Annotated in this window: 25 protein-coding genes and 1 tRNA gene; 13 read left to right on the forward strand and 13 right to left on the reverse strand. The window is 63.6% G+C overall.

Going from position 1 to position 25,473, the window contains the following annotated elements; translation table 11 throughout:
- Position 1: 1 nt before the first annotated feature.
- Together ACFX5Q_RS27720 and ACFX5Q_RS27725 are read right to left on the reverse strand one after the other, a co-directional pair.
- Positions 2-367 (reverse strand): VOC family protein, encoded by a 366-nt coding sequence (locus ACFX5Q_RS27720; RefSeq protein WP_404283080.1) that lies wholly within the window; start codon positions 365-367, stop codon positions 2-4.
- 134 nt (positions 368-501) lie between these two features.
- A complete protein-coding gene (locus ACFX5Q_RS27725; RefSeq protein WP_404283082.1) occupies positions 502-669 on the reverse strand; it encodes a hypothetical protein in 168 nt (55 codons plus the stop codon).
- Positions 670-872: 203 nt separating this feature from the next.
- On the opposite strand from ACFX5Q_RS27725, the gene ACFX5Q_RS27730 reads away from it, so the two are divergent.
- Positions 873-1,034 carry a hypothetical protein gene (locus ACFX5Q_RS27730; RefSeq protein ID WP_120013607.1) on the forward strand — a complete coding sequence of 54 codons (162 nt, stop codon included), beginning with the start codon at positions 873-875 and terminating at the stop codon, positions 1,032-1,034.
- A gap of 12 nt (positions 1,035-1,046) precedes the next feature.
- Here ACFX5Q_RS27730 and ACFX5Q_RS27735 read toward each other — a convergent pair whose 3' ends face one another.
- The 7 genes from ACFX5Q_RS27735 to tkt form a co-directional block, all read right to left on the reverse strand.
- Positions 1,047-1,778, reverse strand: coding sequence for an SGNH/GDSL hydrolase family protein (locus ACFX5Q_RS27735; RefSeq protein WP_404283084.1), 732 nt, complete (start codon positions 1,776-1,778; stop codon positions 1,047-1,049).
- 84 nt (positions 1,779-1,862) lie between these two features.
- Positions 1,863-2,603 carry a DUF899 domain-containing protein gene (locus tag ACFX5Q_RS27740; RefSeq protein WP_404283085.1) on the reverse strand — a complete coding sequence of 247 codons (741 nt, stop codon included), beginning with the start codon at positions 2,601-2,603 and terminating at the stop codon, positions 1,863-1,865.
- A 169-nt stretch (positions 2,604-2,772) separates the two neighbouring features.
- Positions 2,773-3,798, reverse strand: coding sequence for a class I fructose-bisphosphate aldolase (locus ACFX5Q_RS27745; protein ID WP_404283087.1), 1,026 nt, complete (start codon positions 3,796-3,798; stop codon positions 2,773-2,775).
- Between the two features lie 140 nt (positions 3,799-3,938).
- The gene (locus ACFX5Q_RS27750) at positions 3,939-5,135 is read right to left on the reverse strand and encodes a phosphoglycerate kinase (RefSeq protein WP_404283088.1); all 1,197 of its coding nucleotides are present in this window, start codon (positions 5,133-5,135) and stop codon (positions 3,939-3,941) included.
- A gap of 104 nt (positions 5,136-5,239) precedes the next feature.
- Positions 5,240-7,123 (reverse strand): potassium/proton antiporter, encoded by a 1,884-nt coding sequence (locus ACFX5Q_RS27755; protein WP_404283090.1) that lies wholly within the window; start codon positions 7,121-7,123, stop codon positions 5,240-5,242.
- Positions 7,124-7,385: 262 nt separating this feature from the next.
- Complete coding sequence (gene gap, locus ACFX5Q_RS27760; protein WP_404283091.1) at positions 7,386-8,396, reverse strand: type I glyceraldehyde-3-phosphate dehydrogenase; 1,011 nt, start codon at positions 8,394-8,396, stop codon at positions 7,386-7,388.
- A gap of 156 nt (positions 8,397-8,552) precedes the next feature.
- Positions 8,553-10,544, reverse strand: coding sequence for a transketolase (gene tkt, locus ACFX5Q_RS27765; protein ID WP_404283093.1), 1,992 nt, complete (start codon positions 10,542-10,544; stop codon positions 8,553-8,555).
- 259 nt (positions 10,545-10,803) lie between these two features.
- Here tkt and ACFX5Q_RS27770 point away from each other — a divergent pair, with 259 nt between their 5' ends.
- The 3 genes from ACFX5Q_RS27770 to ACFX5Q_RS27780 all read left to right on the forward strand — a co-directional run bounded on the left by ACFX5Q_RS27770 (position 10,804) and on the right by ACFX5Q_RS27780 (position 12,293).
- On the forward strand, positions 10,804-11,076 hold the full coding sequence (locus ACFX5Q_RS27770) for a DUF4164 domain-containing protein (RefSeq protein WP_006200774.1): 273 nt from the start codon (positions 10,804-10,806) through the stop codon (positions 11,074-11,076).
- A 4-nt stretch (positions 11,077-11,080) separates the two neighbouring features.
- The gene (locus ACFX5Q_RS27775; protein ID WP_006200775.1) at positions 11,081-11,446 is read left to right on the forward strand and encodes a cell division protein ZapA; all 366 of its coding nucleotides are present in this window, start codon (positions 11,081-11,083) and stop codon (positions 11,444-11,446) included.
- 187 nt (positions 11,447-11,633) lie between these two features.
- A complete protein-coding gene (locus ACFX5Q_RS27780; protein ID WP_120013472.1) occupies positions 11,634-12,293 on the forward strand; it encodes a peroxiredoxin in 660 nt (219 codons plus the stop codon).
- Positions 12,294-12,568: 275 nt separating this feature from the next.
- On the opposite strand, the gene rpoH is transcribed toward ACFX5Q_RS27780, so the two are convergent.
- The gene (gene rpoH / locus ACFX5Q_RS27785) at positions 12,569-13,480 is read right to left on the reverse strand and encodes an RNA polymerase sigma factor RpoH (RefSeq protein WP_404283095.1); all 912 of its coding nucleotides are present in this window, start codon (positions 13,478-13,480) and stop codon (positions 12,569-12,571) included.
- Between the two features lie 211 nt (positions 13,481-13,691).
- Entirely contained in the window at positions 13,692-14,747 is a 1,056-nt protein-coding gene (locus tag ACFX5Q_RS27790; protein ID WP_404283097.1) for an RluA family pseudouridine synthase, read from the reverse strand.
- 26 nt (positions 14,748-14,773) lie between these two features.
- Here ACFX5Q_RS27790 and ACFX5Q_RS27795 point away from each other — a divergent pair, with 26 nt between their 5' ends.
- The 5 genes from ACFX5Q_RS27795 to ACFX5Q_RS27815 all read left to right on the forward strand — a co-directional run bounded on the left by ACFX5Q_RS27795 (position 14,774) and on the right by ACFX5Q_RS27815 (position 17,411).
- Positions 14,774-15,157: a fimbrial protein gene (locus tag ACFX5Q_RS27795; RefSeq protein ID WP_404283099.1), complete on the forward strand. Its 384-nt coding sequence runs from the start codon at positions 14,774-14,776 to the stop codon at positions 15,155-15,157.
- A gap of 49 nt (positions 15,158-15,206) precedes the next feature.
- The gene (locus tag ACFX5Q_RS27800; RefSeq protein ID WP_404283101.1) at positions 15,207-15,614 is read left to right on the forward strand and encodes a VOC family protein; all 408 of its coding nucleotides are present in this window, start codon (positions 15,207-15,209) and stop codon (positions 15,612-15,614) included.
- Positions 15,615-15,704: 90 nt separating this feature from the next.
- Positions 15,705-15,779: transfer RNA gene (locus ACFX5Q_RS27805), tRNA-Glu, on the forward strand.
- A 187-nt stretch (positions 15,780-15,966) separates the two neighbouring features.
- Positions 15,967-16,548, forward strand: coding sequence for a VOC family protein (locus tag ACFX5Q_RS27810; RefSeq protein WP_404283103.1), 582 nt, complete (start codon positions 15,967-15,969; stop codon positions 16,546-16,548).
- A 23-nt stretch (positions 16,549-16,571) separates the two neighbouring features.
- Positions 16,572-17,411 carry a glutathione S-transferase family protein gene (locus ACFX5Q_RS27815; protein WP_404283104.1) on the forward strand — a complete coding sequence of 280 codons (840 nt, stop codon included), beginning with the start codon at positions 16,572-16,574 and terminating at the stop codon, positions 17,409-17,411.
- A gap of 10 nt (positions 17,412-17,421) precedes the next feature.
- Here ACFX5Q_RS27815 and ACFX5Q_RS27820 read toward each other — a convergent pair whose 3' ends face one another.
- On the reverse strand, positions 17,422-17,727 hold the full coding sequence (locus ACFX5Q_RS27820) for a hypothetical protein (RefSeq protein WP_404283106.1): 306 nt from the start codon (positions 17,725-17,727) through the stop codon (positions 17,422-17,424).
- 130 nt (positions 17,728-17,857) lie between these two features.
- On the opposite strand from ACFX5Q_RS27820, the gene ACFX5Q_RS27825 reads away from it, so the two are divergent.
- A complete protein-coding gene (locus ACFX5Q_RS27825) occupies positions 17,858-18,184 on the forward strand; it encodes a hypothetical protein (RefSeq protein WP_404283123.1) in 327 nt (108 codons plus the stop codon).
- A gap of 51 nt (positions 18,185-18,235) precedes the next feature.
- Here ACFX5Q_RS27825 and ACFX5Q_RS27830 read toward each other — a convergent pair whose 3' ends face one another.
- A complete protein-coding gene (locus ACFX5Q_RS27830) occupies positions 18,236-18,451 on the reverse strand; it encodes a hypothetical protein (RefSeq protein ID WP_404283107.1) in 216 nt (71 codons plus the stop codon).
- Positions 18,452-18,730: 279 nt separating this feature from the next.
- Here ACFX5Q_RS27830 and ACFX5Q_RS27835 point away from each other — a divergent pair, with 279 nt between their 5' ends.
- The 3 genes from ACFX5Q_RS27835 (at position 18,731) to ACFX5Q_RS27845 (ending at position 25,393) form a co-directional block, all read left to right on the forward strand.
- Positions 18,731-18,967, forward strand: coding sequence for a hypothetical protein (locus ACFX5Q_RS27835; protein WP_192182223.1), 237 nt, complete (start codon positions 18,731-18,733; stop codon positions 18,965-18,967).
- A gap of 602 nt (positions 18,968-19,569) precedes the next feature.
- Complete coding sequence (locus ACFX5Q_RS27840; RefSeq protein WP_404283108.1) at positions 19,570-23,817, forward strand: PAS domain-containing protein; 4,248 nt, start codon at positions 19,570-19,572, stop codon at positions 23,815-23,817.
- A gap of 547 nt (positions 23,818-24,364) precedes the next feature.
- Entirely contained in the window at positions 24,365-25,393 is a 1,029-nt protein-coding gene (locus ACFX5Q_RS27845) for a PstS family phosphate ABC transporter substrate-binding protein (protein WP_404283109.1), read from the forward strand.
- Positions 25,394-25,473 lie beyond the last annotated feature (80 nt).

Consider the following 25,473-nt stretch of genomic DNA (forward strand, 5'->3'; position numbering starts at 1 on the left):
CCTAGACGAAAAGGCCGAAACTGTTGCCGTCAGGGTCGAGGCAATAAGCGAATGTGCCGGCTGGAATGGAGATCGCCGGCGAGACGACCTGGCCGCCATTTTGCGTTACCCGCTCCATCGCATCCTCGATGGGCGCGGCCACCGACAAATGGATCGTCGGGCCGGTTCCCGGTGCTGCCGGCTTGCCGGGATAGACGTGGCCAGATGCCATCCGCTCCTGCGCGCTGAACATGGCGATCGGATTCGGGCCGCTCTCCTCGAGCACCAGATCGTTCTGCAGCACCGACGCATAGAAGGCGCGGGCGCGGTCCATGTCGGTGACGGGAATCTCGAACCAGGCCGAGGCTTTTGCAGGGATGAAGGCCATGTCTTTCTCCTGAACTTAACCGCTTTATCGCACGCCGCTCCTGACAGCATACTGTCAGGAGCCTTCAGCAGCCCCGCGAGTTACATCTGGGCGTCGCTGCCTCCGCAGCCAAGCGCGGCGCGTAAAAAAACATCTCAGCTATCGATGTGGCGGCCGTTGGCATACATGTCCGGCCAGCCAATGTCCTTGCGGATGTGCGCCGGCAGATCGTTCATAAAACGCTGGGTGCGGATCTCGTTGCGTATGGTGCGGATCTTGCCGACATAGTGCTGGACGCTGCGCATAATCGTAAAACCGTTCATGACGACTCTCCTGTGTTTGATGAGAGCATCATCGCACACCCCTCCTGACAGCAGTCTGTCAGGAGGATGTCAGGCCGTCGAAGAAGGCGTTGGGTTAGCGTGCGAGTGCCTTAGAAACGGGTCTTTTGTCAGGAACGGCTCAGCCGGCTGAGATGACGGGAGAACCGCTTTGACAGCCGCGCGCGATGCTGGTCAAAAGCGGCATGTCGAAACTCCTCGCTCTCGTCATCATTGGCATCATGGCAATCCAGCTGATCAAGCCGCTCGGCTGGCCGGGGCTGAAGCGGCGCAGCGACTTCTGGAAGCTGGCGGTGCTGGCCATGGCGGCGATCTCGATAACGGCGCTGCTCGGCCATTGGGGGTAAGGGCGCAAGCCGCTACAGCGCCTCGCCTTGCCCATCCGCCAACACCAGGCCGACCAGATGCTCGGCCCAGGCCCGGTAACCGGCCTCCGAGGCATGAAAACCGTCGGAGGCAAAGCCGGCCTCCGGGTTGGTGATCGGCAGCCGCGGCGCCGGCACTGCACCGCGCTCGAGACAGAGGCGCTCGCCCATGCGGTTCATCTCGGTGGCGCGAATTTCGAGGATCTTGCCGAGCAGTGGCGGCATGGCCGGCGCGCGGGTGAATTCCAGCACCGGCGACCACACCACGCGCGCCTCCGGCCATTTGGCGCGCAGCGCATAGAGCAGGCCGCCGAACTCCTTCTTGAAGCGCGGCACCGAATGAAAGTTCTTGGTGTCGTTGGTGCCGATGGCCAGCACGATATGCGTCCACGAATCGGCCGACAGATTGGGCAGGACATGATCGCGGATTTGGCCCGACGTTGCCGAATTGAAGCCGGCCGCCCGCCAGCGCACGACGCGGCCGGTGCCTTGCGAGATCAACGCGGCCAGCTGCGCGGCAAGCCCGTCCTCGGAATTGCCGATGCCGACCGAAGCGGCCGAGGAATCGCCCAGCACCAGCAGCGAGATCGCCGGCTGCCTGCCTGATATTTCGTGCATGACCGGCCCCTGCGCCGGCAGCATGCGGGTGGTGCGGCGGCGCACGCCAAGCCCCTGCCAGATATAGACCGGGAAGGCGAGCCAGGTGAGGAGGGCTGGAAAACGCATGGCGATACCATTGAACGGATTGCAACCAGCCCTTTAGCGCATGCGGCGCCGCAAATGAACGGGCTTGCGCGGCTGCCACTCTCGTCAGCGGCAGCAATCGTGCTCAGCCTGGCGCCTCTCCTGGTATTCGTCATGCAGCCGCACCCAGTCCATCAGCCCGTTGTAGGGACCGGTCTCGTTGCGGCCCTTGGGCGTCATGTCGAGATAGTGGTAGGCGCCGATCAGCGGGTCGCCGCCACGGGCGCGTGTCATGAAGGTCAGGAAGATGTCGCCGGCCGCATCGCCGTAGAACACGCTGGCGCCGGGAAGATCCTTCGATGTCCGGGGACGCGTCTCGAAATTGTAGGTGGTGTCGCCCGCCGCGATCTGCTTGTCGGTGAAAGAGACCTGCATGTCGAAATTGAAGTCCGAGGCGTAGGACGACACCCAGTCGAATTTCCAGCCCATGCGCTGCTTGTAGGGCAGCAGTTCGGCCAGCGGCGCCCGCGACACCACGACCAGTGACACGTCGTGGTGTTTGAGATGCAGGTTGGCGCCGTCGATGTGGTCGGCGAGGAACGAACAGCCTTCGCAGCGGTAGTCGGCGCCTGGGCCGAACATGAAGTGGTAGACGATCAGCTGGCTTTTGCCCGCGAACAGGTCGGCCAGTTTCTTCGGGCCCTTCCCGGTTTCAAAGACGTAGTCCTTTCTGATCTTGAGCCAGGGCAAGTCGCGCCGCTCGGCGGCGATGCGGTCGCGAAAGCGCGTGAGTTCCTTTTCGCGCGCCAGATGCGCCTTGTGTGCTTCGAACCAGTCTTCCCGCGAAACGATCTTGTTGTTTGGCATGAACTTTCTCCCTGTCGTTCGCCCCAAGGACGTTCGGGGTCGGCGCAAACCGACATGACCGCCTGTTTTTCCGGGGAGGACATGGTCATGCGGGAGGGCTGGCCCAACAACCGGGCAAACAAAACCCGGGCACACGGCCCGGGTCCGGATCAAGACAGAAGAGGTATGGTCAGGCGGCCTTTTCCAGCGCCGGCTGCCATTGTCCGAGCGCCGCCAGATGGTTCATGCGCGCGCGATGGGCAAAGGCGGCCTGGCCGGCGGCAACATTTTCCGCCTTGCCGCTCCAGGCCTTCTGCGGGGCGGCCTGCAAGGCGCGGCCGTAGGAGAAGCTCAGTTTCCACGGATGCGGACCGATGACGTTGATGGCGTTGAGGTTGGCGGTGGCTTCCTCGTCCGATTGCCCGCCGGAGAGGAAGGCGATGCCCGGCACCGCCGACGGCACCATCTCGCGGAACAGCTTTATGGTCCGTTCGGCGACTTCTTCCGGACTACTTACCTTGCCCGACTTCTTGCCGGCCAAAACCATGTTGGGCTTGAGGATGGTGCCTTCGAGGACAACGCGGGCCGCATAAAGCTCGGTGTAGAGCTTCGTCAACGTCGCCTTGCTGATCTCGTAGCAGGTGTCGATGTCGTGGGCGCCGTCCATCAGCACCTCCGGCTCGACGATCGGCACGATGCCGGCCTCTTGGCAAAGCGCCGCATAGCGGGCCAGCGCATGGGCGTTGGAGCCGATCGAGGTGGCCGACGGCACGCCTTTGGCGACGTCGATGTCGATCACCGCGCGCCATTTAGCGAAGCGCGCGCCCATCTTGTAATACTCAGCGAGCCGCTCGCGCAGGCCGTCGAGGCCTTCGGTGATGGTGTCGCCGGGAAAACCGGCCAGCGGCTTGGCGCCGGCGTCGACCTTGATGCCGGGGATGGCGCCTGAAGCCTTGATGATGTCGACCAGCGGCGTACCGTCGGCGGCCTTCTGGCGGATGGTTTCGTCATAGAGGATGACGCCGGAAATGTATTTCGTCATCGCGTCCTTGGCGCGGAACATCATCTCGCGGTAATCGCGGCGGCTGTCGGCGGTCGATTCGACGCCGATGACGTCGAAACGCTTCTTGATGGTGCCGGAGCTTTCATCGGCGGCCAAGAGGCCCTTGCCGTCGGCGACGATCGCGGCGGCAATGTCTTCGAGACGTTCGCTCATTTTGCTTCTCCTTGACGGTGTTGTTTCCGCGCTAGCAGAACATTACCGCCAAAGAAATGACGCCGGAAAGCTCGAATCGATTGAAAGTTGCGGCCGCCCCGGCGCGCTCTCCTAGTATTGATCGCTCAAGCCAGACGCTCTCAGCGCTTCAGCACCTCGACGCCCGGCAATGGCTTGCCCTCCATCCATTCCAGGAAGGCGCCGCCGGCGGTCGAGACATAGGTGAAGTCGTCGGCCACACCGGCATGGTTGAGTGCCGCCACCGTATCGCCGCCGCCGGCCACCGAGACCAGCTTGCCGGCCTTGGTGCGGGCCGCTGCGTGCCTGGCCGCTGCCACCGTCGCATGGTCGAAAGGCGCGATCTCGAAGGCGCCGAGCGGACCGTTCCAGACCAGCGTCGCGGCGCGGTCGATCCAGTCGGCGACGGCTTTCACGGTTTTCTCGCCGACATCGAGGATCATGCCGTCGGCCGGCACCTCCGAGATGGCGACGGTTTCGCTGGCCGCACCCGCCTTGAACTCTTTCGCCACGACGCCGTCGACCGGCAGGATGATGGCGCAGCCGGCTTCGGCCGCTTCGATCATGATCTGCTTGGCGGTGGTGGCAAGGTCGTGCTCGCACAGCGATTTGCCGACGGCGGTGCCGCGCGCGGCGAGGAAGGTGTTGGCCATGCCGCCGCCGATGACCAGCGCGTCGACCCTCTTCACCAGGTTCATCAAGAGGTCGATCTTGGTCGAGACCTTAGCGCCGCCGACGATGGCGACGACCGGGCGAACCGGATTGCCGAGGCCCTTTTCCAGCGCGTCGAGTTCGGCCTGCATGGTGCGGCCGGCATAGGCCGGCAAGAGATGCGCCAGCCCTTCGGTCGATGAATGGGCGCGGTGGGCGGCGGAGAAGGCGTCGTTGACGAAGATATCGCCATTGGCGGCGAGCTTTTCGGTGAAGGCCGGATCGTTCTTCTCCTCGGCCTTGTAGAAGCGGGTGTTTTCGAGCAGCAGCACTTCGCCCTTGTTCATGGCGGCGACGGCGCTTGCCGCTGTGTCGCCAATGCAGTCCAATGCGAAGCCGACGGGTCGGCCGAGCACCTCCGCCGTCGCGTTGGCGATCGGCTCCAGCGAGAACTCCGGGGTCGGGCCGTCCTTGGGACGGCCGAAATGGGCAAGCAGGATGACCTTGGCGCCCTTGCCGGACAATTCGGCCAGGGTCGGGGCGATGCGCTCGATGCGGGTGACGTCGGTGACCTTGCCCTCAGTGACGGGAACGTTGAGGTCGACGCGCACCAGCACGCGCTTGCCGGAGATGTTGCCGATGTCGTCCAGTGTCTTGAAGCCGGCCATGCTGATCCCTTTTCGCGAAAAATCGCCGGGACCATACCCCGCACCGACGACGATGCAAGGCCCGCGTGAAGGCGCGCGCGCAAAAATGATGTCGCCTCGAAAGATCAGCTTTCGCTCGCGGCCTTTTCATTGGCCGGCCCCGGTGCTTCCTCCGCATGAAGCTCGGCAGCAGGCACTTCGGCCGGCTTGCGCCATCTGCGGACGAAGGCGGCGAGGCGGTCGCGGATTTCGCCGGCGCTCAGGAACACCGGCACGCGCGCCACCGGTGCGGTCGGTTCGAAGGACAGGCCAAGGCCTGTGATTTTGCCCTTGTCGTCGACGTCGCGCACGATCAGCTCGATCGGACCGAGCAGGACACGGTCAGCATATTCGGCATGGCTGCCAAGGCGCTCTGTGACCAGGGCGCCGATGGTCAGCTTGCTCTCGGCCTCGGTCAGGCCCGGCGAATAGGCGGCTTCCAGTTCCGCGGCCGAGCGTGTCGGATCGACGGCGAAGGCGCCGAAGAAGTCGGCATCCTCGGGGTCGACCAAGGCGCGGCTGGCAAACAGCTTGTCAAGCAGGCGCGGATAGCGGTCCGGCACGAAGATGTAGACGTGGTCGCCGGCGGCAAGCCGGCCCATGTCCTGGAAGCGCATCGAGCGGCCGTCGCGCAGCACCAGCGAGGGCCTGGCCCAGCGTGGGATGCGTTCGCCGCGCGCCACTGGACTGCCCGGCGCGACGCGATAGGCGAGCAGTTCGTGATGGGCCGAGCCCGGCAGTTCAAGTTCGACCTTGTCCAGCGGCCCGAGCCGGGCCGGCACGATCAGGCCGAGGCGGCGCGCCAGAGGCCCGACGGTCCAGCCCTGGATGACAAGCGACACCAGCACGATGATGAAGGCGGTGTTGAAGATGGTGCGGCCGTTTTCCAGGCCGCCGAGCAGCGGCGTGATGGCCAAAAGGATCGACACCGCGCCACGCAGACCGACCCAGGAGACAAAGGCGATCTCGGGACGGGGCAGGCGGAACGGGATCAGGCAGAGCCAGACGGCGATCGGCCTGGCGACGAAGATCAGGAACAGGCCAAGCAGCACCGCCGGCACCAGGATCGCCGGAAATTGCGAGGGCGTGGCGAACAGGCCGAGGATCAGGAACATGATGATCTGCGCCAGCCACGACATGCCGTCCTGGAAGCGCTTCAGGATGGTGACGGCGCGGATGTCGGAATTGCCGGCGACCAGCCCCGCCAGATACACCGCGAGGAAACCGGAACCGCCGATGGCGCCGGCGGCGGCGAACACCATCAGCGACAGGGTCAGCACGAAGATCGGCAACAGGCCATGGTCGAGGTTGAGCCGGTCGACCAGGCGCACGATGGCGAGACCGCCGAGCACGCCGACGACGGCGCCAAGGCCCATATTGAGCAGGAAGCCGAGGACAAGGTTGGTGACCAGGACATTGGTTTCCGGATTGGCGTGGGCGGCGATGATCTCGACCAAGGTGATGGTCAGGAAGATGGCGATCGGGTCGTTGGTGCCGGATTCGACTTCGAGCGTTGCACGCACGCGTTCGCGCAGATTGATCTCGCCGGCGCGCAGCAGGAAGAACACGGCAGCCGCATCGGTCGAGGCGACGGCGGCGCCGAGCAGGAAGGATTCCAGCCAGGTGAGGTCGAGCAGGTAATAGGCGGCGGCGCCGAACAGGCCGGTGGTCAGAATGACGCCGACGGTCGCCAGCGACAGCGCCGGCCCGGCCGCCTGGCGCAGGGCGTTGAGCGGCGTGCCGAAACCGGAATCGAACAGGATGACGGCGAGCGCCAGTGAGCCGGCAAAATAAGCCAGCCGCGCATTGTCGAATTCGATGCCGAGGCCATCGGTTCCGGTGGCGAGACCAATGCAGAGGAACAGCAGCAGCAGGGGGGCGCCGAAGCGGAATGCGATCAGGCTCGAAAACGCGGCGGCAACGACAAGCGCGGTGCCGATCAGCGTCACGAGATAGATCGCATGCTCCATCCGAATTTGCCCCTCACATTCGCGTTCTCATCGAATTACGGGAGAGTGAGGCGAAGACGTGACCAGTGCAAGGCGGGAGGGTGGCTTTTTGGCCTATGCCGCTGATTTCCGGATAGTTTGGCGCCTCGGCCACAATCCAAGGGAAGCCAGACCCTGCCCGATATTCCCTGTCGCCCGGAATGCCGCAACGATCATGTCGTGCATAACGAAAAACGCCCGGGCAAAGCCGGGCGTTTCAGGTCTCGAAAAGAGAGCCTTGCGATCAGGCGATGGTCTTGCCGAAAGCGACGGCGGTGTCGCCCATGCGGTTGGAGAAGCCCCATTCATTGTCGTACCAGGACAGCACCGAAACAAAGTTGCCGTCCATGACCTTGGTCTGGTCGAGCGCCATGACCGAGGAGTGCGGATCGTGGTTGAAGTCGATCGAGACGTTCGGGTGATGGGTGACGCCGAGGATGCCCTTCAGCTTGCCGTTGGAGGCGGCGATCACGGCCTCGTTGATTTCCTGCACGGTGGTCGAGCGCTTGGCGATGAACTTGAGGTCGACGACCGAGACGTTCGGGGTCGGCACGCGGATCGAGATGCCGTCGAGCTTGCCCTTGAGGTCGGGCAGCACCAGACCGATCGCCTTGGCGGCACCGGTCGAGGTCGGGATCTGCGAGAGGGCCGCGGCGCGGGCGCGGTAGAGGTCCTTGTGCATGGTGTCCAGCGTCGGCTGGTCGCCGGTGTAGGAGTGGATCGTCGTCATCATGCCCTTCTCGATGCCAACCGCGTCGTGCAGCACTGCGGCCAGCGGCGCCAAGCAGTTGGTGGTGCAGGAGGCGTTCGAGATGACGATGTGGTCCTTGGTCAGCTTGTCGTGGTTGATGCCGTAGACGACCGTGAGGTCGGCGCCCTCTGCCGGCGCCGAGACGAGGACGCGCTTGGCGCCGGCGGTCAGGTGCGCGGCGGCCTTGTCGCGGGCGGTGAAGATGCCGGTGCATTCGAGCGCGATATCGATGCCGAGTTCCTTCCACGGCAGCTGCGTCGGGTCCTTGATGGCGGTGACCTTGAAGGTCTCCTTGCCGACGGTGATCTGGTCGCCGGACACCGACACCTCGTGCGGGAAGCGGCCATGCACGCTATCGTAGCGCAGCAGGTGCGCGTTGGTCTCGACCGGGCCGAGGTCGTTGACGGCGACGACGTCGATGTCCTTGCGGCCGGATTCATGGATGGCGCGCAGGATGTTGCGGCCGATGCGGCCAAATCCGTTGATGGCAACTCTGACGGTCATTTTTCTCTCCCTGGGAGCTGGAAGGCAATTGGGTCTGCTGCTTCATAGCGGCGGACGGGCGAAGAATCCAGCCATGCAGGGCCTGGATTTAAATCGATTAGGTTGGGCCAGCCCGCGAAATCGCCTGAAGCAATTCGCGCGCCGGCCCTCAATGCCTTACTTGCCGTGCAGGCGGGCTTCCGCCGCCTTCGCGGCCGCATCCGCGGTGATGCCGAAATGCGGATAGAGCTGCTCGATGGTGCCGGAGGCGCCAAAGCCGGTCATGCCGATGAAGATGCCGTCGGTGCCGATGAGGTGATCCCAGCCCTGGCGGATGCCGGCCTCAATGGCGATCTTCACCGGCGCGTTGCCGATCGTCTTCTTGCGGTAATCATCGCTCTGCAGGTCGAACAGTTCGAAGCAGGGCACCGAGACGACGCGGGTCGGATGGCCGTGCTTCTCCAGCAAGTCGCGCGCGCCAAGCGCGATCTCGACTTCGGAACCGGTGGCGAAGATCGTCACCGCCGCTTCGCCGCTGGCGGCGGCAAGCTCGTAGGCGCCGGAAGCGCTGAGGTTCTTGGCGGCGTATTCGGTGCGCACCGTCGGCAGGTTCTGGCGGGTCAGCGCCAGCGTCGACGGCGTCTTTTTCGATTCGATCGCCAGCTGCCAGCATTCGGCGGTTTCGACCGCGTCGGCCGGGCGGAACACAAAATGGTTCGGAATGGCGCGCAGTGCCGCCAGATGCTCGACCGGTTGGTGGGTCGGGCCGTCTTCGCCAAGGCCGATGGAATCATGGGTCATGACGAAGATCGAACCGATGCCCATCAGCGAGGCAAGGCGCATCGACGGACGGGCATAGTCGGAGAAGCACATGAACGTGCCGCCATAGGCGATCAGGCCGCCATGCAGCGTCAGGCCGTTGAGTGCTGCCGCCATGCCGTGCTCGCGAACGCCGTAATGGACATAGCGCTGGCCGTAGTCGTCCGGGGTAATGTTCTTGGTCTGGCTGGTCTTGGTGTTGTTGGAGCCGGTCAGGTCGGCGGAGCCGCCGATGGTCTCCGGCACTGCGCCAATGATGATTTCCAGTGCCATTTCCGACGATTTGCGGGTGGCGACCTTCGGCTTGTCGGCTGAGAGCTTCTTCTTGTAGTCGGCGATGACGGCGTCGAAATTCGACGGCAGCTTGCCACTGACGCGGCGCTCGAACTCGGCCTGCAGCTTGGCGTCGGCCTTGGCGAGGCGGCCTTCCCAGTCGGTGCGCGACTTGACGCCAGCCTTGCCGGCAGCGCGCCAGGCGTCGAGGATGTCGGCCGGAATCTCGAAGGGGGCCGAATCCCAGCCGAAGAACTTCCTTGCGCCGGCGATTTCCTCGGCGCCGAGCGGCGAGCCATGCGCCTTGTTGGTGCCGGCCTTGGTCGGGGCGCCGAAGCCGATCGTCGTCTTGCAGGCGATCATGGTCGGCTTGTCGGAATGGCGCGCCGCCTCGATGGCATAGGCGATCGCTTCCGGATCCTGGCCGTCGATATGGCTGGCGTTCCAGCCGGAGGCCTGGAAGCGGGCGACCTGGTCGGTGTTGTCGGCGAGCGACACCGGGCCGTCGATCGAGATGTTGTTGTTGTCCCAGAAGACGATCAGCTTGTTCAGCTTGAGGTGGCCGGCCAGCGCGATGGCTTCTTGGGAGACGCCTTCCATCAGGCAGCCGTCACCGGCCAGCACATAGGTGTAGTGGTCGACGAGGTCGTTGCCGAAGGCGGCGTTCATGATGCGCTCGCCGAGCGCGAAGCCGACCGAATTGGCAAGGCCCTGGCCGAGCGGGCCGGTGGTCGTCTCGATGCCCTCGGCATGGCCGTATTCCGGGTGGCCCGCGGTCTTCGATCCGAGCTGGCGGAAATTCTTGATCTGGTCGAGGGTCATGTCCTCGTAGCCTGTCAGATGCAGCAGCGAATAGAGCAGCATCGAGCCGTGGCCGGCCGACAGGATGAAGCGGTCGCGGTCGGCCCAATGCGGAGCCTTGGCGTCGAATTTCAGGAAGCGGGTGAACAGCACCGTGGCGATGTCGGCGCAGCCCATCGGCAGGCCGGGGTGGCCGGAATTTGCCTTCTCGACGGCGTCCATGGAGAGAAAACGGATCGCGTTGGCCATCCGATCATGCTGTTCACGCGAGGTCATGCTTCCTCCGGGGTGGGGGTTTGGGGCCTTGGGAGAGGCCTGGAAAGGGTGCGCGACACATAGCAGGCGCGGCCCTTGAGTCAACAAATCGGTGCGTTTTTGCCGGGCTTGTGATGCCGCAACCCCTCTACATTAGCGTTAGCAGGGGACAGTCGCGAGAGCTTTGTTGACGTCGCCTTCACACGGCGCCTAATCTTTCCTGAATAACGCGTTCTGAACGCAAACGATTCGGTGATGGGCAGGGTGCAGGGACGAAGCCATGACCGGGGAAACCACGCTCAAGGAAGTCATAGCCCGGCTGGGTAAAGCCATCGAGGGCCTTGAAAACGCCGTCGCGGCCAAGCTCGAGCACGAGCGCGACTATTCGGAAGCCGAGGCAGAGGTGCAGCGCATGAACGCTGACCGCTCCAGGCTGGCGCAAGAACTCGACAATTCCGAAGCGCGCGCCGAACGGCTGGAAGATGCCAACAAGGAAGTGTCACGTCGGCTGGTGACCGCGATGGAAACCATTCGCGCGGTACTGGACAGGTAGGCCCATGTCACAGGTTACGGTTTCAATCGACGGCAAGCAGTATCGCATGGCCTGCGACGAGGGCCAGGAAGAGCACCTGATCGATCTTGCCGAGCGCTTCGATCGCTATGTTTCGCATCTGAAGGACTCTTTTGGCGAGATCGGCGACCAGCGGCTGACCGTCATGGCCGGCATCATGGTCATGGACGAGCTTTCGGAGCTGCAAAAACGCGTCAAGGGCATGGAAAGCGAAGTACTGACCTTGCGCAAGACGCGCGACGAGGCGCTGACCAAGGCCGACAAGAGTGACTCCGTGCTGACCAGCGCGCTTGGTGCGCTGGCTCAGCGCATGGAGGATCTGGCGGTTACCCTGGCGGTGAAGAAGGCCTGAGCACTGCCCGGCTGAGGGTGTCCCGGAAGAAATGCCGCATTTCCACGAAATGGGCGAAAATATTTCGCCATAGGTCCCGGCGCCGGTGTCCGCCAGCGTTTTAAGGATGCTCCTACAGTGCTAAGAAGACCAAGCGGCGCCGGCGGGCTGACTGTGCCGGCGGCAAGTCAAAGGGTAGGGACACGCCATGAGTCTTCGTATCAACGACATCGCGCCGGATTTCACGGCCGAAACCACGCAAGGCACAATCAGCTTCCATGAATGGATCGGCGACGGCTGGGCGGTGCTTTTCAGCCATCCGAAGAACTTCACGCCGGTCTGCACGACCGAGCTTGGCACCATGGCCGGGCTGGAGGGCGAATTCAAAAAACGCAACGTCAAGATCATCGGTATTTCGGTCGACCCGGTTTCGAGCCACGACAAATGGCAGGACGACATCAAGACCGCGACCGGCCAGGTGGTGAAATATCCGCTGATCGGCGACAAGGAACTCAAGGTCGCCAAGCTCTACGAGATGCTGCCGGCGGGCGCCGGCGAGACTTCGGAGGGCCGCACGCCGGCCGACAATGCCACGGTGCGTTCGGTCTACGTCATCGGCCCGGACAAGAAGATCAAGCTGGTGCTCACCTATCCGATGACCACCGGCCGCAATTTCGACGAGATACTGCGCGTCATCGATTCCATCCAGCTGACGGCAAAGCACCAGGTGGCGACGCCGGCCAACTGGAAGCAGGGCGAGGATGTGATCATCACCGCCGCGGTCTCCAACGAAGACGCGATCAAGCGCTTCGGCGCCTTCGATACGATCCTGCCCTATCTGAGAAAGACCAAGCAGCCGACCGCGTGAGCCTTCCTTCTCCCCGTTCACGGGGAGAAGGTGCCCGAAGGGCGGATGAGGGGCGGCGCGGCGTTCGGCCATGATCGCACGCCGGCTCTCCGAATGCGATTGCTCGCAGACTTGGCGCTGCCCCTCATTGCCCTGCCGGGCATTTCTCCCCGTATAGTGACGGGGAGAAAGGGCTGGTTCGCCGGCTTCGTCAATCGTGGACGCTGAGCTAAAATAAAAACGGCGGCGCCAGATCCTGGCGCCGCCGTTTTGTTATTGTTCGATGCGCGGCAGCCTTAAGCCGCCGGCTGTGCCTCGATGGTGCGCAGCGCCTGCATCTGGCGCTTGGCGGCGGCCTTGACCGCATCCTGCACCTTCTCGAAGGCGCGCACCTCGATCTGGCGCACGCGCTCGCGGCTGATGTCGAACTCGGCCGACAGCTCTTCCAGCGTCAGCGGCTCCTCGGCGAGGCGACGCGCCTCGAAGATGCGCCGTTCGCGCTCGTTGAGCACGGCAAGAGCGCCGGACAGCATGGTGCGCCGATTTTCCAGCTCATCTTGCTCGATCAGCATCTCTTCCTGGCTTTCGTGGTCGTCGACCAGCCAGTCCTGCCATTCGCCGGACTCACCTTCGCTCGCCCGGATGGGCGCGTTGAGCGAGGCGTCGCCCGACAGGCGGCGGTTCATCGACACCACTTCCGCTTCGGACACGTTGAGCCTTGTGGCGATCTCGGCGATCTGTTCGGGCTTCAAGTCGCCGTCGTCGAGCGCCTGGATCTTGCCCTTCACCTTGCGCAGGTTGAAGAACAAACGCTTCTGGTTGGCGGTGGTGCCCATCTTGACCAGGCTCCACGAGCGCAGGATGTATTCCTGGATCGAGGCCTTGATCCACCACATGGCATAGGTGGCGAGCCGGAAGCCGCGCTCCGGTTCGAATTTCTTGACGGCCTGCATCAGGCCGACATTGCCTTCCGAGATCACCTCGCCGATCGGCAGGCCGTAGCCGCGATAGCCCATGGCGATCTTGGCGACGAGCCGCAAATGGCTGGTGACGAGCTTGTGCGCAGCCGTGGTATCCTCATGCTCGGCATAGCGCTTGGCGAGCATGTACTCTTCCTGCGGCTGAAGCATCGGAAAGCGGCGGATTTCTTCCAGGTAGCGGCTGAGGCCGCCTTCGCCGGAAACGATACTGGGTAGTGACTGGGCCATGGTAGCGCCCCCTCTCTATTGGAGTGATGCCCCCGAAACGCGGCGGGCATGTGACGCGAGCACCAAAAGGCTCGCTCGCGGCAACTGGTGTATATAGGAACAAAACCAGAAAAGACAGGCATTTGTTCAACACGAAACAGTGTGTCACGCCAAAGTGAACAACGCCAGTCAGGTTTATTGATGGTTGGCTTGAAGCGCCTTGATGACGGGTTCAGAGCTTGCGGAAGCCGCCGACGAGTGCCTCCATGTCCCTCGGTAACGGCGCCTCGAACCTCATCGTTAAATGGGTGGCCGGGTGGCGAAATTCAAGTAGGCGCGCGTGCAGCGCCTGTCGCGGAAATGCCTTCACCGTCGTTTTCAGCGGCTCGGGCAGCCGGTTGGCCTTGGTGCGGAAGGCCTGGCCATAGTCCGGATCGCCAACCACCGGATGGCCGATATGGGCCATGTGGACGCGGATCTGGTGGGTGCGGCCGGTCTCCAGCCGACACTCGACCAGGCTGGCCGTCGCAAACTCCTGCTGCTGCTCGCCGAAGCGCTCGACCACGGTGAAATTGGTGACGGCGTGGCGGGCGTCGTCACGGCCTTCCGGCACCACGGCGCGGCGCACCCGGTCGGCGGCGCGGCCGAGCGGTGCATCGACCGTGCCGGTCGGCCTCGGCGGGATGCCCCAGACCAAAGCGAGATAGGCGCGCTGGAGGTCGCCGGTCCGGCCATGGTCGGCAAAGGCCTCCGACAGCGCCTTGTGGGCACGATCGGTCTTGGCGACGACCATGACGCCGCTGGTCTCTTTGTCCAGCCGATGCACGATGCCAGGCCGCTTGACGCCGCCAATACCGGAGAGGCTGTCGCCGCAATGGTGGATCAGCGCGTTGACCAGCGTGCCGGTCCAGTTGCCGGCGCCGGGATGGACAACCAACCCGGCCGGCTTGTTGATGACGATCAGCTCGGCATCTTCATAGAGGATGTCGAGAGCGATCGCCTCGCCTTGCGGCGTGGCCGGCGCCGGCTCCGGCATGATAACCGACACCACGTCGCCGGCGGCCAGCTTGCGCTTGGCCTCGTCAACAGGCTTGCCGCCGATCCTGACCGCGCCCTGCTTGATCAGCATCTGCACCCGGTTGCGCGACATATCCGGCCCGAGCATTCCGGCCAGCCACTGGTCGAGGCGCTGGCCGGCCGCCTCAGTGCCGGTCTCCAGCACGGTCGGCGCGGCCTCTATGAATTGGTCCTCTATCAATCCAGGGCCCTCTTCGTTATGAGCGCTCATCGAAAGAAAGTTCCGGAATTTTTGCCATGGCCAGGCCAATTGCCGACGAAGACCAAGAAAAGCCACTCGACCCGGAAGTCGAAGGCGTGCGGAAGAAACTCTTGCGCTTCATGGCCATCAATCTCGGCCTGTTGTTGCTCGCCCTTATGGTGGTGATCGGAGCGCTTGTCTACAAAGCCCGCAACGCGCCACCCGCCAGCCCGCCGCTGGCCAGCGACATCCAGGCGCCGGCCGGCGAGCCGGTCAGCGGCGACATTGTGCTGCCGGTCGGCGCCAAGGTGGTCGGCCAGTCGCTGTCCGGCAACCGGATCTCGATCGATGCCGAGCTTGCCGACGGCAGCCGCACCATCTTTGTCTACGACATCGCCGAGCGCCGCATCATTGGCCGCTTTGCAGTTCGAAACAAATGACTTGGCCGCAGCAAATGACTTGGTTGCAGCAAATGACCAGGTTGTATCAATGACCGGGTTCGCCGAACATCGCCGGGTGGCGACAATCGCGCTGGTGGTCAAAAACTACGACGAGGCGATCACCTGGTATGTCGAGCGGCTGGGTTTTGTCCTGACCGAGGACGTCGATCTCGGCGGCGGCAAGCGCTGGGTCACGGTGACGCCGGCTGACGGCCAGGGCGCGCGGCTGCTGCTGGCCGAAGCGTCCGACGCGGCGCAGGCAAGCCGCATCGGCAATCAGACCGGCGGCCGCGTCTTTCTGTTCCTCGAAACCTCCGACTTTGCCAGGGATTATCAGGCGATGCTGGAAAAGGGCGTCGAATTCCGCGAAACGCCGCGCCATGAGCCCTACGGCACGGTGGCGGTGTTCGCCGATCTCTACGGAAATCTATGGGACCTGATCGAGCCGAAACGCTAGACCTGCAACAGTCATTTCGCGGCTTTCATCAAACCTCGGAAGCCCAGTTGCTTTTTCCCAACCGTCAGCCTATATCGCCGGTTCTTGAACGCGCCCATCGTCTAGCGGTCAGGACACCGCCCTCTCACGGCGGGAACAGGGGTTCGATTCCCCTTGGGCGTACCAAGTCTCTCCAAGCTTTCCGCACCATCACCCGAATCCATCGCTTTGCGTCGGGGCAGGTTCTGGTTGCATTCGCTGCTTCTGGCGTGCGGCAGCCGATTGCATTAGCATTGCACGGGCTCAAGCGGCGCGCAGAACGCCGGGCGCCGGGCAGATCCGGACGACAGTTGATGCCACGGGAGGAAGGCCGATGCAGAAGCTGCAATCGCAGGGCGTCCATCACATCACGCTGGTCGGCGCCGGGCGTCAGACTTCGATCGATTTCTGGGAAGGCGTGCTCGGCATGCCATTCATCTTCGAGCAGCCCAATCTCGACAAGGCCAGTGAAAGCCATCTCTATTTCGATCCGGGCGACGGAAGGCTGATCACCATCTTCACCGATGAGAGCCGCACGCCGGAGAAACGGCGCACGCCGACCGATCCGGGCTGCGTCCATCACATCGCGTTTGCAGTGTCGCGCGTCACCTTCCTGCAGGCGGTCGCCCGGCTCGACGAGCGCGGTATCAAGCATAGCGGCGTCAAGGATCGCGGCTTCATGGATTCGATCTATTTCGAGGATCCGGTCGGCCTGCTGATCGAGCTGGCGTCCTACCGCTTCGAGCCGCCGGCAGGCTTCACCCATGCCGATGTGCTGATGGAAGCGCACAGACTGCGTGTCGCGCGCGGCGACTACAACATTGCCGAAGTGCATCTCGCCGATGCGATCCAGGCGCTGGTCGAGCGCTCCCGCACCACCTTGTCGGACGACCGGGCACCGAAGAACCCATACTGAAACAAAAACAGAGGGAGGAACACATGGCCAAGACAGCGACGAAGAGTGCGAAGAAACCCGCGGCCAAAACAGCGGCCAAGCCGGCGGCAAAGCCGGCAGCGAAAGCGTCGGCGAAGCCGGCAGTGAAGGCGACGGCAAGAGCCGCGCCTAAGGCGAAGCCGGCGAAGAAACCTGCCGTAAAACTCAGTATGCTGAAGCCCAGCGTCAACAACATGACCGTTCGCGTCTTTGCCCGCGCGGCCGGCTTCGACCCTGCCGAAACCGACGCCTGGGGCCATACGCGCTCGCCGGAATTCATGGCGCGCAATCCCGCCCATTTGACGCCGATGATCGAGGACAAGGGGCTTCCCAGAGGCGTGCTGTGGGAAAGCTGCGCCATCATGCAATACCTCTCCAACAAGCATGGGTTGGAGAAGTTCTATCCCAAGGCGCCGGCCAAGCGGGCGATGATCGACAGCGCCATGTTCTACCTGGTCGGCACGCTCTACCCCTATGTGGCGCGCGCCACCTATCCGTTCCTCGGTTTCCCGCAATATGCCGGCGAGGTCGGCCATAGCGACGCCCACCCCGACAAGAAGTCCGAGGCCCAGAAGGCGGCGATGGCCGCGATCGCCGAGCCGCTGGAGGTGTTTCACAGCTTCTTCCGGGACGGCAAGCCGTTCATCGGCGGCAAGAACCCGTCGATCGCCGACATCCGTCTGGCGGCAACGCTCGAATTCCTGGCGGTCATCGACTACGCCTTGCCCAAATGGGCAAAGGAATATGTGGCGGCGGTCGAGAAGAAGCTCGGCAAGGCCTATGCCGAGCCGGCCGCCGACGTGCGCGGCTATATCGCCTATGTGAAGTCGCAAGCCAAGGCGTGACGGCGCGGCTTTAGAGCGGTTCAGCTTTGATAGAATCGCCGACCCGCTCTAGTTCTTTGTTTTTACGCAATTCCGGACGGAAAACCGCTGCGCACTTTTCCTGGAATTGCTCGAACGATAAGGATTCGTTAACCAAAGCCCTGTCTACTGGATAGCAATTCATCTCCAGCCTACGACCACGGATGTACTGGCGCTGAGCGAGAGATGGAAGGAAAGGTCGGCCATGCGCCGGCCTTTTTTGCTTTTGAAAGGGCTTTTGTCCGGGGACGGTGAGCAGTCGCGCTAACGGCAGCCGCATCAAGTCCTTGCGAAGCATATTGTCATTGCCGGCTCCGACCCTATCATCGATTTCAGTTGTCCTGTGCGGACTGGCAGCCGGTGGAAGAAACGAGGACCTGCAAATGAAAAGCGGCACAGCACTGTCGGCGATTGTGGGAACAGTATTGATGGCGGCAATCGCTCAATCGAATGCCGCATCGCTCAACACCATGAACGATGTCGGAACGGCGATCCAGGCGTGCTGGACGCCGCCGGCGGATGCCGGCAATTCGACGGTCACATTGAGCTTCAGCTTCAAGCGCGACGGCACGCTCATCGGCCCGCCCAAGACGACGGCCATCAAGGTGGCCGGTGACGAAAAGGCGCGTCAGGCCTTTGTCGATGCCGCGACTGCCGCGTTGCGGAACTGCCTGCCGCTTAGCTTTTCGCCGGCGCTTGCCAAGGGCGTTGCGGGTAATGTGTTTACGCTGCAGTTCAAGTCACCGAAGCAATAGGCGGTCGCCTGCCGGCGCAGACGGCTCGCTTCGCGACCGGCTGATGTAGGCTCAATGGTGTCCGCGCCTGGCGTTGACGTGCCGTTCCAGCTCGGGCATCTCGAACACGTAGTCGTTCCAGGCCGATTCCGGAATCTGGCCGGCCAGATAGCATTCCACCAACAGTTTCTGCTCCGGGGTCAGGGCTTTTGGCCACCACTCATGATCCAGTCCAAGCGAGTGGATCAGGTTCCTTGTCAGCCCCGAAACGGTGAAGTGGATAGACATCTTCGCCCTCCTTTTTGCCTACAACGCGGGATGTCGGACAAAGGTTTCACAGCAAGCGGCGGACCACAGTGAAATTGGTCACGGTCGATCGTGCCAACGGATGGTGGCGTCGGCACTGCCTTTCGCCTGTCTCAATCTTGAAATGAAACTGTCCCCGCGGACTGACTTTTCGGCGGATGGCTGGTCAGCCGTGGGACGCCCGATCCAGGCGAACGGCTCGCCGCCGGAACGGCTTGCCGGCTGCCGCGTTGTGACAGACGACCAACCGGAGCCATCGACATGGTCACATTCAGGGAAATGAAGGTGCAGGAAATTGTCGAGGACCAGTCCCTGACCACCGAACAAAAGATCGCCAGGCTTCGCGACATCGAATCCGAGGCGCGCGGGTTGCAGCGTGCAGCGTCGGAAGGACCGATGAGCGACGATGACGGCTGGCAGGACGAGCTGCGGCAGGTTCGCATCGCGCTGGATAAGCTTGGCGCCAAGGAGCCCAAGAAGGGCGCGGCGTCGCTTTAGCTATTTGCTTCTTGCGCAATTGCTCTTGGGCGCCGTCAATTCGTCGAGCAACTCCCGCTGCCAAGGCTTAATCGCAGACGACCCGGTAGCGCTTGCCGGGCTCGCTGACATTCCTGCAGGCGAGAGTAGTGGCCGGCTCGGAGGAAGAAAACGGCGGGGGACTGGATGTCACCCGTCTCGGCTGCGGGGCGAGCCTGCGGGCCGCCGCGCGTGCTGGTGCCTGCGGTGGTGCGACCGGAAAGACACCCACCTGCGACTGGCTGGTTTGCGCATGGGGTGGAGGCTTGTCCCAGATACGCCTGACGTCTAGCGGCTTCGGGATGACCACGGTGCCATCGCCGCTGCGCGCGCACCCGCCCGCTGCAAGCAGCGCCGGGAAAAGGAAAACAAGCAGGAACCGTCCGAACATTAGCAACACCCCAATATACTTATAACGCGGCTGAGCCGTGGCCGACAACCGATGCAATGCCGCAGTCAGGGCCGATGCGGAATCCAGCCGGAGGCCGGCTGCGGGTTGTTATGGTTAGCGGTCCGTTAATGCTTCTCGGGCACATTCCGCCGACGGGTCGCGAAGGGGGTTCGGTCCTGGGGGTGGGAGCGGCATGGCGGAAGTGGACGAGACGGTCGGGACGGCTGGCAAGCACGCTCCCCGCAAGGCGGTTGCGCGTGGCGACGGCGCGCTTGCGCCCGCCTGGCAGGCGTCTTCGCCCGAGGCGCTGCGCGAGATGCTCGACGCAGCCGCGGACTGGACCTGGGAAACAGATGCCGAGCTGCGGTTTTCCCGGCTTTCGGACAATTATCAGGCCGCCACCGGCATTGAACCCGCCAGTATTCTCGGCCGTTTCCGCTTCGATTTTCTTAAGCAGGTGCTGAAGGGCAGCCATAGCGCCGCCGCGCATCTGGAGGACCTGCAGGCACATCGGCCGTTTCGCGACTTCGTCTATGAGCTGAAGGGCGGCCGCAGCGATTGCCGGTGGATCTCGATCACCGGCCTGCCGCGCTTCGACGGCGAGGGTAAATTTGCCGGCTATCATGGCATCGGTCGCAACGTGACGGCACTCGCCGGTGCCTTCGAGGAACTCGGTCAGAACGACCTGTCCCGCGGCGAGGGCAGCGAACAGCATCTCGCCGATCTCGAGCGGACGATGGATGCCATGCACATGGGCGTCGTGCTTCTCGACGCCCGGCTCGACACGCTGATCGTCAACAAGGCCTATCGCGAACTCTCCAGGATTCCGGACGGCGCCGTGACCGTCGGCGCGCCGTTCAGCCTGTTGATGGAGCTCAACCGCCGCAACGGCATCTATGGCGACCTCGACGAGCAGCAATGGCAGCGTTACCTCGCCACCCGCATCGAGGAGATTCGCGCCGGCTCCGTCGCGCCACGCGAGTTTCGCCATGCCAATGGCAAGACGATGATGTTCTCGGTGACGGCGCTGTCAGGCGGCAGGCGGCTGCTGACCTACTACGACGTCACCGAGGTCAAGCGTCGCGACGCCGAGATCGAGAGCGCCAACGCCAAAATCACCGAGACCTTCGCCAATCTTCGTACGATGGTCGATCAGATGCCGATCGGCGTCCTTGTCCTCGATGCGGATATGCGCGCTGAGTTGATCAACCGCGCCTTCTATGACTTCTGGGAAATCGATCCCAAGCGCGCCGGGATCGGCTGCGGCTTCCGCGAGGTGATGCAGGCCAGCCGCGACACGGACCCCTACGGCACCGACGACGCGGTATGGCAGAGCCACATCGTGGAGCGCGAGGCCGAAATCATGGCCGGCGTGGCGGGCTCCAGGCAACTGCCGCGCAATGACGGCCGTACGCTGATTGCATCGCTGGCGCCGCTGGCCGGCGGCAAGCGGCTGATCTCCTATGTCGATGTCACCGAGATGAAGGATCGCGAGGCCGAGCTCGCCGAGGCGCTGGAGAAATCGCGGCTGGCCGAAGCGGTGATCAAGCGGCGCGAGACGGAAGCAGAGGAGGCCCGCAAGAACCTTGCCACCGTGCTGGAATCGCTGCCGGCCGCCGTCATCATCTACGACCGCGACGACAATTTCGTCTTCGCCAACCGCAAACTGCAGGACACGCTGCCGGCGCTGAAGCCGGCATGGCAGCCCGGCCACAGCTTCCGCGAGGCGCTGGAACTGGGACATTCGGCCGGCTATTTCCGGCTGAGCGGCGATGCCGAGATCGACAGGCTCTACGATGGAGATCTCGACGTCTGGCTGGACGCCATCCTCGCCCGCTACCGACTGCCCAACTCGTCTTACGAGCGCCTCAATCCCGACGGCCGCTGGTACCAGGTCTACGACATGCGGACCGACGACGGCACCTTCATCGGGGTGCGCGTCGACATTTCCGATATCAAGAGCCGCGAGAAGGCGCTGCATGACTCGATGCGCCAGATCGACCTGTTCCGGCACGTCATGGACGAACTGCCGGTAGCAGCCTTCATCAAGGCCCAGGATCTCAGCATCGAATTCGTCAACAAGGCCTGGTGCGCGCTGACCGGCCTTGCCAAGGAGGAAGTCATCGGCCGGACCGACCGCCAGCTGTTCGGCACCGAGGATGCCGAAAGCTACAGCCTCGACGACACAGAGGTCGTGGTCACCGGCAATGTCTTGGAGGTCGAGGAGCCGGTTACCCATCGCGACGGCACGCTGCGGCAATTGATGACGCGCAAGAGCCGGCTGGTGGCGCTCGACGGGTCGGTGCATCTGGTTGGTTCCAGCACCGACATCACCGACGTCAAGGCGCGCGAGCGGGCGCTGGAAGAGAGCATGCGCGAGAACGAGGTGTTCCGCAGTCTCATCGACAATGTGCCGGTGTCGATCTACGCCAAGCGCTCCGACCTCAGGCAGTTCTACGTCAACAAGGGCTGGTGCGATCTCACCGGCTTTACCAAGGACAAGGCGACCGGCAAGACCGACGTCGAGATATTCGGACCGGACGGCGAAGCCTTCGTCGCCAGCGACCTCGCCGTGCTGCGCACCGGCGAGACGCAGGAGATCGAGGAGACCGTGACGCTGGCCGACGGCAGCGTGCGGCACCAGTTCGCCCGCAAGGGCGCGATGATCGCGTCCGATGGCTCGCTCTATCTGATCGGCTCGACCACCGACATCACCGAGCTGAAGCAGCGCGAGGCCGAGCTCAGCGAGGCGCGCCAGCGCGCCGTGCTTGCCGACCGCGCCAAGTCGGAATTCCTGGCCAATATGAGCCACGAGATCCGCACGCCGATGAACGGCGTGCTCGGCATGGCGGAACTGCTCGCCAAGTCCGACCTCGACCCGAAGCAGAAGACGTTCACCGACATCATCGTCAAGTCGGGCAACGCGCTTTTGACCATCATCAACGACATCCTGGATTTCTCCAAGATCGATGCCGGCCAACTCGTGCTCGACCCGGCGCCCTTCAACCTTGCCGAGGCCATCGAGGACGTGGCGACGCTGGTGTCGACACGCGCCAAGGAGAAGGACCTCGAGCTGATCGTGCGTGTCCAGCCCGGTCTCGAAAGCCAGTTCATCGGCGATGTCGGGCGCGTAAGGCAGATCGTCACCAACCTGCTCGGCAATGCGGTGAAGTTCACCGACGAAGGCCATGTGCTGGTCGACGTCACCGGCGTCCGGGTTCCCGCGGGAACGAAGCTCACCATCTCGGTCACCGATACCGGCATCGGCATTCCCGAGGAGAAGCTGAAAGCCGTCTTCGAGAAATTCAACCAGGTCGACACCTCGTCGACAAGGCGGCATGAAGGCACCGGGCTCGGCCTCGCCATCACCTCGCGGCTGGTCGAGCTGATGGAAGGCGAGATCGGCGTGGAGAGCGCCGAAGGCAAGGGCTCGACCTTCTGGTTCACGGTGACGCTGCCCAGGGCGGAGCAGCAAAGCGGGCAACGCATCATGCCGGTGGACGTGACCGGTGCACGCGTGCTGATCGTCGACGACAATGCCGTCAACAGGTCGATCCTGAGCGAGCAGATGGCGTCGTGGACCTTCGATTCCTGCGCGGCCGAAAGCGGCGCCGAAGGGCTGAAGGTGCTGATCGCGGCCGCCGCCTATGGCGTTCCGGTCGACTGCGTCGTGCTCGACTACCAGATGCCCAACATGAGCGGCGCCGAAATGGCGCGGATCGTGCGCAACACCGCGGGTCTCGCCCATACGCCGATCATCATGCTGACCTCCGTCGACCAGTCTCTCGCCAACACCAGCTACCGCGACCTCGGCATCGATGCCCAGCTGATCAAGCCGGCGCGCTCATCGGTGTTGCTGGAGACGCTGGTGGCCACCATCCAGCGCCACCACCACACTGAGGAGGCGAGCCGCGTGCTGCCCTTGGCGAGCGGCGGGGGCGCTCAGGCGCCGTCGACGGCACAGCTGTCCTCGACCGCCTCGGTGCGGGCCCAGCTGCAACCGCCGCCGGTTCGGGCGCGCGTCCGGGCCACGGGCGAGCGCGGGCTCGACATTCTGGTCGCGGAGGACAATGAGGTGAACCAGATGGTGTTTACCCAGATCCTCGGCGAGACCGGCTACGGCTTCGAAATCGTCGGCAATGGCCGCAAGGCGCTCGACGCCTTCGGCAGGCTCAATCCGCGCATGATCCTGATGGACGTGTCGATGCCGGAGATGAACGGGCTGGAGGCGACAGCTGCCATTCGCCGGCTCGAGGAAGAGACGGGCACGCATGTGCCGATCGTCGGCGTCACCGCGCATGCGCTCAAGGGCGACCGCGAGCGCTGCCTGGAGGCCGGCATGGACGACTATCTGCCCAAGCCGATCAGCCCAAGGGCGCTGCTCGAAAAGCTTGAGCGCTGGATCGGCGCGGACAGTCAGGTTCAGCGCAGCGCCGGCTAAGATCTTATCTCCGCGTGCGGCTGTGCACCGTCCCTGGATGGGCGGTCGCCGCGCACGCGATTTGCTCGCGGCGCCCCGGAAACGCCGGGTTACCCAAAGGTATGGCGCGATCGCACCATACCAAAACCGGCGACCAGCCGTGACAATGGGTGCATCGAATTTGGCTCCCTCGGTTACGGGCGGGAGCAGCGACCGCCGACTAGAACAGCGTCGAATCTACCCCAACGGACCTGTTTTCGGCGATGGCTCGGCCATGACACGCTCTGGCCAAGGGCAACGCGTTTCCGTCCGGCTTTTCTTTTCTCGGCGGCGCGGCTCGTGCCGCCGAGGGCAGACGAGGCTAGAAAATCCCGCAAGTCCCTGATTCCCGCGGCAAACCTGCGATACGCCGCCAAGGCTGGAAGCCGGCGGTTTCCGACTTGGCCGTCAGACGTTACCGGGCTGACATGAAACTGTCATGCGACTGTAATAATCGGGAGCTATTGGCCTCACCGGGCGCCTAGGACAAGGGTGCCGAGAGACCATCTTCCGAACAGGAGCAGGCCACATGAACAAATTTCTCCTCACGGCGTCGGCCGCAGCGCTTGCGCTCGCCGCGTCGTCCGGCTTCGCCGCCGCGCGCGACCAGATCCAGGTCGCCGGGTCGTCGACCGTGCTACCCTATGCCAAGATCGTCGCCGAGCAGTTCGGCGAAACCTTCACCAACTTCAAGACCCCGGTTGTCGAGTCCGGCGGCAGCGGCGCCGGCATCAAGGAATTCTGCAAGGGCGTCGGCGAAGACACCATCGACATCGCCAACTCCTCGCGTCCGATCAAGAAGGACGAACTGAAGTCCTGCGCCGACGCCGGCGTCAAGGAAGTCCAGGAAGTCCGTATCGGCTATGACGGCATCGTCTTCGCCACCGACATCAAGGGCCCGGACTGGGCGCTGGTTCCCGCCGACATCTACAAGGCGCTCGCCGCCAAGTTGGTCGTCGACGGCAAGCTGGTCGACAATCCGAACACCAAGTGGAACCAGGTCAATCCGAAGCTGCCCGACTGGGATATCGCCGCTTACATTCCCGGTGAGAAGCACGGCACCCGCGAAGTGTTCGAGACCAAGCTTCTCGACGCAGGCTGCGACAAGGACGCTCTCAAGGCCGCCGGCGTTGCCGACGAAAAGGAAATCGGCAAGACCTGCATCGCCATCCGCAAGGACGGCAAGGCTGTCGACATCGACGGCGACTATACCGAGACCCTCGCCCGCATCGACTCCAACAAGACCGGTGTCGGCGTGTTCGGTCTCTCCTTCTACGAGAACAATGCCGACAAGCTGAAGGTCGCAACCGTGGAAGACGTCGTGCCTTCGACCGAGACGATCGCCAGCGGTAAGTACCCGGTTTCGCGCCCGCTGTTCTTCTACGTCAAGAAGGCGCATCTCGGCGTCGTTCCCGGCCTGAAGGAGTATGTCGAATTCTTCCTCGACGACCAGATGGTCGGCCCGGAAAGCCCGCTCGCCGAATACGGCCTCGTGGCTGCTCCGGACGCCGAGCGTCAGGCCCAGCGCGACGCGTTCGCCGCCGGGAAGTCGATGTAATCAATCTTCCAGGCCAGGGCGCGGACCAAGTCCGCGCCCTGGTTTTATCGCCTGCCGCATTGGCGCTGGCGACTAAAGCT

Source organism: Mesorhizobium sp. IMUNJ 23033 (genome assembly GCF_044778005.1).
GTDB lineage: Bacteria > Pseudomonadota > Alphaproteobacteria > Rhizobiales > Rhizobiaceae > Mesorhizobium > Mesorhizobium amorphae_A.

Coding starts and splice junctions, on each gene's coding strand:
- ACFX5Q_RS27720 (WP_404283080.1), bottom strand. CDS start 367: ATGGCCTTCATCCCTGCAAAAGCCTCGGCCTGGTTCGAGATTCCCGTC.
- ACFX5Q_RS27725 (WP_404283082.1), bottom strand. CDS start 669: ATGAACGGTTTTACGATTATGCGCAGCGTCCAGCACTATGTCGGCAAG.
- ACFX5Q_RS27730 (WP_120013607.1), top strand. CDS start 873: ATGTCGAAACTCCTCGCTCTCGTCATCATTGGCATCATGGCAATCCAG.
- ACFX5Q_RS27735 (WP_404283084.1), bottom strand. CDS start 1,778: ATGCGTTTTCCAGCCCTCCTCACCTGGCTCGCCTTCCCGGTCTATATC.
- ACFX5Q_RS27740 (WP_404283085.1), bottom strand. CDS start 2,603: ATGCCAAACAACAAGATCGTTTCGCGGGAAGACTGGTTCGAAGCACAC.
- ACFX5Q_RS27745 (WP_404283087.1), bottom strand. CDS start 3,798: ATGAGCGAACGTCTCGAAGACATTGCCGCCGCGATCGTCGCCGACGGC.
- ACFX5Q_RS27750 (WP_404283088.1), bottom strand. CDS start 5,135: ATGGCCGGCTTCAAGACACTGGACGACATCGGCAACATCTCCGGCAAG.
- ACFX5Q_RS27755 (WP_404283090.1), bottom strand. CDS start 7,123: ATGGAGCATGCGATCTATCTCGTGACGCTGATCGGCACCGCGCTTGTC.
- gap (WP_404283091.1), bottom strand. CDS start 8,396: ATGACCGTCAGAGTTGCCATCAACGGATTTGGCCGCATCGGCCGCAAC.
- tkt (WP_404283093.1), bottom strand. CDS start 10,544: ATGACCTCGCGTGAACAGCATGATCGGATGGCCAACGCGATCCGTTTT.
- ACFX5Q_RS27770 (WP_006200774.1), top strand. CDS start 10,804: ATGACCGGGGAAACCACGCTCAAGGAAGTCATAGCCCGGCTGGGTAAA.
- ACFX5Q_RS27775 (WP_006200775.1), top strand. CDS start 11,081: ATGTCACAGGTTACGGTTTCAATCGACGGCAAGCAGTATCGCATGGCC.
- ACFX5Q_RS27780 (WP_120013472.1), top strand. CDS start 11,634: ATGAGTCTTCGTATCAACGACATCGCGCCGGATTTCACGGCCGAAACC.
- rpoH (WP_404283095.1), bottom strand. CDS start 13,480: ATGGCCCAGTCACTACCCAGTATCGTTTCCGGCGAAGGCGGCCTCAGC.
- ACFX5Q_RS27790 (WP_404283097.1), bottom strand. CDS start 14,747: ATGAGCGCTCATAACGAAGAGGGCCCTGGATTGATAGAGGACCAATTC.
- ACFX5Q_RS27795 (WP_404283099.1), top strand. CDS start 14,774: ATGGCCAGGCCAATTGCCGACGAAGACCAAGAAAAGCCACTCGACCCG.
- ACFX5Q_RS27800 (WP_404283101.1), top strand. CDS start 15,207: ATGACCGGGTTCGCCGAACATCGCCGGGTGGCGACAATCGCGCTGGTG.
- ACFX5Q_RS27810 (WP_404283103.1), top strand. CDS start 15,967: ATGCAGAAGCTGCAATCGCAGGGCGTCCATCACATCACGCTGGTCGGC.
- ACFX5Q_RS27815 (WP_404283104.1), top strand. CDS start 16,572: ATGGCCAAGACAGCGACGAAGAGTGCGAAGAAACCCGCGGCCAAAACA.
- ACFX5Q_RS27820 (WP_404283106.1), bottom strand. CDS start 17,727: ATGCTTCGCAAGGACTTGATGCGGCTGCCGTTAGCGCGACTGCTCACC.
- ACFX5Q_RS27825 (WP_404283123.1), top strand. CDS start 17,858: ATGGCGGCAATCGCTCAATCGAATGCCGCATCGCTCAACACCATGAAC.
- ACFX5Q_RS27830 (WP_404283107.1), bottom strand. CDS start 18,451: ATGTCTATCCACTTCACCGTTTCGGGGCTGACAAGGAACCTGATCCAC.
- ACFX5Q_RS27835 (WP_192182223.1), top strand. CDS start 18,731: ATGGTCACATTCAGGGAAATGAAGGTGCAGGAAATTGTCGAGGACCAG.
- ACFX5Q_RS27840 (WP_404283108.1), top strand. CDS start 19,570: ATGGCGGAAGTGGACGAGACGGTCGGGACGGCTGGCAAGCACGCTCCC.
- ACFX5Q_RS27845 (WP_404283109.1), top strand. CDS start 24,365: ATGAACAAATTTCTCCTCACGGCGTCGGCCGCAGCGCTTGCGCTCGCC.